This is a genomic window from Kistimonas scapharcae, from assembly GCF_039540975.1.
Classification (GTDB): domain Bacteria; phylum Pseudomonadota; class Gammaproteobacteria; order Pseudomonadales; family Endozoicomonadaceae; genus Kistimonas; species Kistimonas scapharcae.
In genome coordinates this window covers 40,317-46,880 of the sequence record NZ_BAABFL010000465.1, presented here as the reverse complement: position 1 = coordinate 46,880, position 6,564 = coordinate 40,317, and the positions used below count along the sequence as shown (strand labels likewise).

At 55.8% G+C, this 6,564-nt stretch carries 7 protein-coding genes; 1 reads left to right on the top strand and 6 read right to left on the bottom strand.

All coding sequences use genetic code 11. From position 1 onward, the window contains the following. Positions 1-243: 243 nt before the first annotated feature. A complete protein-coding gene (locus ABD892_RS22295) occupies positions 244-786 on the top strand; it encodes a DUF2780 domain-containing protein (RefSeq protein WP_345198397.1) in 543 nt (180 codons plus the stop codon). Between the two features lie 42 nt (positions 787-828). Here ABD892_RS22295 and flhA read toward each other — a convergent pair whose 3' ends face one another. From flhA to fliN, 6 genes are read right to left on the bottom strand one after another with little or no spacing between them, the layout of a single operon-like run. Continuing rightward, positions 829-2,994, bottom strand: coding sequence for a flagellar biosynthesis protein FlhA (gene flhA / locus ABD892_RS22290; RefSeq protein WP_345198396.1), 2,166 nt, complete (start codon positions 2,992-2,994; stop codon positions 829-831). Continuing rightward, the gene (locus ABD892_RS22285) at positions 2,900-4,069 is read right to left on the bottom strand and encodes an EscU/YscU/HrcU family type III secretion system export apparatus switch protein (RefSeq protein WP_345198395.1); all 1,170 of its coding nucleotides are present in this window, start codon (positions 4,067-4,069) and stop codon (positions 2,900-2,902) included. Before ABD892_RS22285 ends, flhA begins: the two co-directional genes overlap by 95 nt. Positions 4,070-4,076: 7 nt before the next feature. Continuing rightward, complete coding sequence (gene fliR / locus ABD892_RS22280; RefSeq protein WP_345198394.1) at positions 4,077-4,856, bottom strand: flagellar biosynthetic protein FliR; 780 nt, start codon at positions 4,854-4,856, stop codon at positions 4,077-4,079. A gap of 22 nt (positions 4,857-4,878) precedes the next feature. After that, positions 4,879-5,148: a flagellar biosynthetic protein FliQ gene (locus ABD892_RS22275; RefSeq protein WP_345198393.1), complete on the bottom strand. Its 270-nt coding sequence runs from the start codon at positions 5,146-5,148 to the stop codon at positions 4,879-4,881. A gap of 23 nt (positions 5,149-5,171) precedes the next feature. Next, positions 5,172-5,927, bottom strand: a complete 756-nt coding sequence (fliP, locus tag ABD892_RS22270) for a flagellar type III secretion system pore protein FliP (protein WP_345198392.1) — start codon at positions 5,925-5,927, stop codon at positions 5,172-5,174. Beyond that, entirely contained in the window at positions 5,924-6,538 is a 615-nt protein-coding gene (gene fliN / locus ABD892_RS22265) for a flagellar motor switch protein FliN (RefSeq protein ID WP_345198391.1), read from the bottom strand. The genes fliP and fliN overlap by 4 nt, the downstream gene beginning before the upstream one ends. Positions 6,539-6,564 lie beyond the last annotated feature (26 nt).

Genomic DNA, 6,564 nt, shown 5'->3' with positions numbered 1-6,564 from the left:
CAGGCGGTAATGGGAACATGGGGATGAGCTTAGGCGGCAGAACGTGAAATCGCCTTATGTACCGGTTTTTGAGTACTTACCGCTCTATTAATGAAACAGCAATAGTGAATATAAAGGGCGTTTTTAAGCTTTAGCTTACTTCGCGTGATGGTTTGCTATTCGAATACGGCAACAGTAGCCTTGCCCGGCAAATAAAACGACAATAATCAGGATAAAACGCAAAAAACGGCACGGAGGTGGCCATTGAAGACGATTCTTTCCACGGGGATAGCTGCCTGTCTTGCGGCAACATTGCTCACACCATCAGCGGCGGTTGCCGGTGACTGGCTACAGACTGCCACATCGGTGGCTAACAGCATGACCCAGACCACTACGGCGAATACAGAACAGCCAATGACGCAGGCCTTGGTCGACCTTGCCATGCAGCAATTAAATCTGACGCAGACGCAGGCGGAACATAGCCTGGGTGGTCTCTTTCATTTAGCCAAAGATAATCTGAGCAGCAGCGATTTCTCGCAGGTGTCTGATGCAGTACCAGGCATTGATGCCCTCATAGCGCTGGCGCCAGCCATGCAGGAAGAGAATGGCCTGCTGGGAAGTCTGATGTCTCATGCAGGCGATACAGGTAAAGCCCTGCAGGGTGCTAATTACATGAAAGGCATTTTGGATGAATATGGTGTGCCACTGGAACAGTTGCTGCCGCTGGTTGAATTAGCTTCAAGTTACCTGCAGCAGAATGGTAATGAAGAGGTTGCCAGTCTGTTCACTCAGGCGCTGTCTATTTAGTAGGGTCTTGGCTTCTGCAGGGATAGCCAGCGGGAGCCTGAATTATCCGAGCTGACTGACGATATTCACCTGCCGGTCGTCCGGTATCTCGCTGAACGACAATACCCTCAGGTGTTTGGTGCAGACGTGGGCAAAGCGCGCCAGTAATGGCCGAAGCTGTGGCACCACCAATAGCACCGGTAGTTGACCATGGCTTTCCATCTGTTGTTCAACGGTGGGCAGCTTTTGTTGCAGCTGAGCGGTGAGGCTCGGTTCCAGCGGAATCGCATCAGGGCTGTAACCACCATTCTGGCTGGCCTGGCGCCAGGCTTCCAACAACAGTTTTTCCAATGCCGGTGACAGGGTTGTGACAGGCAATACCTTGTCCATACCTGCCAGGCTGTTGAGTATCATGCGACGCAGGGCAACCCGAACGTCCTGGGCCATCACCAGTGGGTTACGGTCTTTATTCCCCGTATCAATCAGTGTGGCGGCAATGGTGCGCATATCGGTTAACGGTACCTGTTCTATCAGTAATGCCTGGCAGATGCGCATAAGTTGTCCCAGGCTCAGTTTGTCGGGGATCAGTTCATCCGCCAGCCGGGGGGAGAGCTCACGTAACTGCTCCAGCCAGTCCTGGGCTTCATCGTAACCAAACAGTTCATGGGCATGATCTTCCATAATCTGTCCCAGGTGGGTGGCAATGATGGTGGGGCCATCCACTACGGTGTACCCCTGTCGCATGGCATCCTCTTCCTGTTCCCGGGTAATCCATACGGCATCAAGACCATAACAGGGGTCATGGTCGGCGGTGCCTTCCAGTTCTCCGCTGGCTTCCCGGGTGGCGATAGCCAGTAAATGGTCGGGTATGACCCGGCCGGTGGCGAACTGTACCCCGTGCAGGGTGATGACATAATGCTCCGGATCGAGATCCAGGTTATCCCGAATGTGGACACTGGGAATCAGGAACCCCAGTTTCTGCGACAGGTTCTTGCGCACACCGCGGATGCTGCTGGTCAATTCACTGGTGCGACTGCTGTCCACCAGTGGGATCAGCCGGTAACCGATTTCGAGGCCAAGGGCGTCGGCCGGGTGAAGTTCCCGCCAGTCCAGAGGGGGCTCTGTGGGTTCAGGCGCTGTGCCAGTGTCCGGCGCGCCGGTTTTCTGCTCGGTTTTTTCACGACGCAGTGATTTTAATCCTGGCAGGGCAACCAGTAAGCCAAGCCCCGCGAAGGCCAGGTGTGGCATACCCGGCACCAGCCCCATAATAATCAGGATACCGGCACAGACCAGAAAGGCCCTTGGGGAACTGAGTAATTCGCTGCGAATCCGTGCCGGCATATTGCCGCTGCCAGATACCCGGGTCACCATGATGGCGGCGGTGGTCGACAATAGTAGTGATGGCACCTGGGCCACCAACCCATCTCCGATGGTTAACAGCCCATAGGTATGAAAGGCGGTGGCCAACGGTAGGTCATACTGGAAAAGCCCAATGGCAATGCCGCCGATGATGTTGATCGCCAGGATCAACAGACTGGCAACGGCATCGCCCCGGACAAACTTACTGGCGCCGTCCATCGCACCGTAAAAGTCGGCTTCGCGACTCACTGCTTCCCGCCGTTCCCCAGCCTCCTGTTGATTCAGAATGCCGGCATTCAGGTCGGCGTCAATGGCCATCTGTTTGCCGGGCATGGCGTCCAGGGTGAAGCGGGCAGTGACTTCAGAAATCCGGGTACATCCCTTGGTGATAACCACAAAATTGACAATCACCAGGATGGTGAAGATCACAAACCCCACTACGTAGTTGCCAGCAATTACCACGGTGCCAAAGGCTTCGATCACACGACCGGCGGCGTCTGTTCCGGTATGTCCCTGCAACAGCACGACCCGGGTAGAGGCGACATTCAGTGCCAGCCGTAGCAGGGTAGCGATCAGTAGCAGGCTGGGAAACACTGAAAAGTTCAGTGGTCGATCAATCTGGATCGCCAGCAGTAGCATTAACAGGGAAAACGCAATATTGAAGGTAAACAGGGTATCCAGCAGAAACGGCGGAATCCGCAGGATGACCATGGCCAACGTCAGCAGCAACAGGGCTGGGGTGGCCAGGTAGCCGAAACGGTGCTGGTCTGTCGTATCACCCGGGTACATGGTTGGCGGATGTCGTCTGTTGGCGGCGGTAGTGTTCCGGCAGGTCAATAACCGGCAGATCAGGATGATCTTCCCGTTCACCGGCTCGGTAGCGTTTCAGCTGGTAAACATAAGCCAGTATCTTGGCCACCGCCAGATAGAGATCGGCAGGAATTGTTTCGCCGGGTTTGACGGTGTAATACAGGGCGCGGGCCAGTACCGGATAGAGCACTACGGTGCGGTGATGATGTCGGGCGACGGAGATAATGGTTTTTGCCAGTTCATCCACCCCGCTGGCCAGCACGACTGGTGCCCTGGATTCGGACTCCCGGTAACGAATGGCAACGGCATAGTGCACCGGGTTGGTGATGACCAGGTCGGCCTTGGGTACCTCGGCCATCATACGGCGGGTGGAGACTTCACGCTGCATTCGCCGGATATGGCGACGCACCTCGGGCTTGCCTTCTTCTTCCTTATGGGTTTCCCGTGCCTGTTGATGGGTCTGCATCAGCTGCTTGCGGTGATGGTGCCATTGAAAGGGCATATCAATCAGGCCGGTGAACAGTAATGCCACCGCAAACATCAGCAGGGCGTGGCCAAGCAGCATGAAACCCAGTGGCAATCCAGTCCAGACATCGTTGCCACTGAGTGAATGTAGGGAGGCAGTGGCATAACGAATAAAAAACCACAAACAGGCTAGCAGTAGCCCGGTCTTCAGCAGGGCTTTCACCAGCTCCATCAGCGCCTTACTGGAGAAAAAACGACGTAGACCCTTGATTGGATTGATACGTTGCCATTTCGGGCGAACCGCTTTTCCACTGAAAATCACACCGCCCATCAGCCAGGCGCCCACGATGGCAGACAGCAAAACGATCAAGGTCAAGGTAAAGAGCAGGGACAGCAGGAGGGCACTGGCGCTACTCATCAAGGCAAGCATGTGACCCGGATCAGTGGCGTCTGTCCACTGAAACTGCAAACAATGTTGGCTGAATTGCAGCAGGGGGTCAGTGAACCACTGAGACAGGGCAGTAAACAGCAGGCTGAGCACCAGGATGACAACCGCAGCCGTCATATCCTTGGACCGGGGAACCTGGCCTTCCTCACGGGCCTGTTTCAGGCGACGCTCACCGGGTTCTTCGGTCTTCTCCTGTGCGTCGTCTTCGTTCTCGTCCGCCATTGGCGCTTTATCCTGTCAGTTGTCGCATCATGAGTAGTGCTTCTGTCGTGTACCGGCCGACCGCATCGGCAAACCGGTGACTGGTGATCAGCAGAATAATCAGGCCTGCCAGTAAGGTGGCGGGAAAACCAATGCTCATCATGTTCAGCTGGGGCGCCGCCCGGGTCAGAAACCCCAGGGCCAGGCTGACGATCAGCAGGCTGAATATAGCCGGCAGCGCCAGCAGCAGGCCGGCAGAAAACAACCAGGCGGCCTGTTTCACCAGTGTTGGCAGCAATGTTTGCAATGGCGTGAATGATCCAGTCGGGAGGGTCTGGTAACTTTCCAGCAGGATGCTGAAGACGACACCGTGACCATTCATGGCGATGAACAGGGTGAGTGCGCCGAACTGGTAGAAATGGCTGAGTGCCGGCACGCTGATACCGCCGACGGGATCATTCAGTTGTGCCATGCCCAGCCCCATCTGCATGGCAACCAGGTTTCCCGCCAGGGCGAACAGTGACAGGTAGAGGGCGGGGATGAAACCCAGCACCAGGCCTGTCAATAACTCCCCGGCGGTGATCAACATGGCTTCCGCAGAGAATGCGGCAATACCGGGCTGTGGCAGGGTAATCGTGGGAAATATGGGTAGTACAAGCGCAATAGCGATAACCAGACGCAGGGTGGCAGGCACCAGATCGCTGGTGAGCGGCATGATCATCAGTGCGCTGCCGAGTCGGGTGACGCCCCAGATACCTCGACACAGCCACTCATCCATCTGAGTAAGTGACAGGGTTAAATCCGCCATCAGATCAAAGGACCATCATTCATCATGCAACAACCTGGGTGATCTGGCTGGCGACCATCAGAAAAAAGTCATTCAGTTCGCGGATGAGCCAGTGCGCCATGAAAGCCATCACCAGCAGCGTCACAATCAGGCGTGGCAGTACGGTCAGACTCTGTTCGTTGACCTGGGTCGCGGCCTGAATAACACTGATCATCAGGCTGACCAGCAGGCCCGGTACAATCAGCAGCGCGACTACCCGAACGACGACGATCAGGGCATTGCGAAGCAGGTCAGCAGCGATATCGGGTGTCATACGTCACGTTTCCGGTATCCAGGTCAGGTGGTCACACTGCCGGCAAGGCTGCTGACGGTCAGGTTCCAGCCGTCAACCAGTACAAAGACCATCAGCTTCAAGGGCAGGGAGATGACCAGGGGGGACAGCATGATCATTCCCAGCGCCATCAGGATGCTGGAGACAATCAGGTCAATCACAAGAAAGGGCAGGAACAGTAGAAAACCGATCTGAAAGGCGGTTTTCAGCTCACTGGTCAGAAACGCGGGAATCAGGGTAGTCAGGGGGATGTCATCTGGTGCGGCGTTCATGTCAGCACCACTCAGGGTGATGAACTGTTCCAGATCGGTGGCCCGTGTATTGATCTGCATGAAGCGGTGAATGGGATCCCGTGCCGTGGCCACGGCTTCCTTAAACGTCAGCTGTTCATTCATCCACGGCTCAATGGCTTTTGTCCATATGGTGTCGAATATCGGGCGCATGACAAACAGGGTCAGGAACAGGGCGATGCCGATCAGTACCCGGTTAGGCGGTGTCTGCTGCAGCCCCAGGGCCTGGCGTAGAATCGCCAGCACAATGATAAAGCGGGTAAAGCTGGTCATGCAGAGCAGTGCCGTGGGTAACAGTGTCAATGCCGTCAGAATCAGCAGTATCTGCAGGTTCACGGTGTAGTCACGGGTGACATCGCCGTCAGTCACCGAGATCAATGGCAGAGTAGGCGCTGCGTGGACCGATCCCGCCATGAGCAGGGTACAGCACAGTATGGCGCATAGGGACGGAATATACGGCAGTGACTTCATGATGATGGCCCGGTGCAGACCGTTTTATTGAGACGGACAGAGGGGCTGACGATATCCAGCAACCGTATCCCGTAGCGCTCGTTGACTAACACCACTTCGGCCCGGGCGATCAGGATGCCATTGGCTTTGACATCCAGCGGTTCCTCCTCACTGCGGTCCAGGCTGATCACATCACCGGGTTTCATGGCCATCAGTTCACCGATCGTTATACGGCGGCCGCCGACTTCCAGGGTCAGGTGTACCGGTATGTTTTTGACCAGATCAATATCACTGGCATCAGTCTCAATTTCTGCAGCGGTTTCGGTAGCAGGAGATGCACAGGGTGATTGCGGTTCTGAAAGGAAAGGCTCGTTCTCCCCGGACGCTGACCGCTCACGCGCTTGTACCGTAGATGCCACTTCAGGCGGTATGGGGCCAATAAAATCCGGTGAATGGCCATTTTCGAGAGTGTCATCTGTCTGTGGAGATGTTGGCACATCCTCACTGGTGTCGTCATCGTGTGCTATCAGGACGTCATCATCGGTTGTCTTTGCCTGTTCTATGGGGGCTTCTTTCTGTTGTGTGTCTTCCTCTTCAGCGGTGGCGATATCGGTTTCCCCGGTGTCGTGCATGTCACAAGCTCCTGCAGACGGTCAGG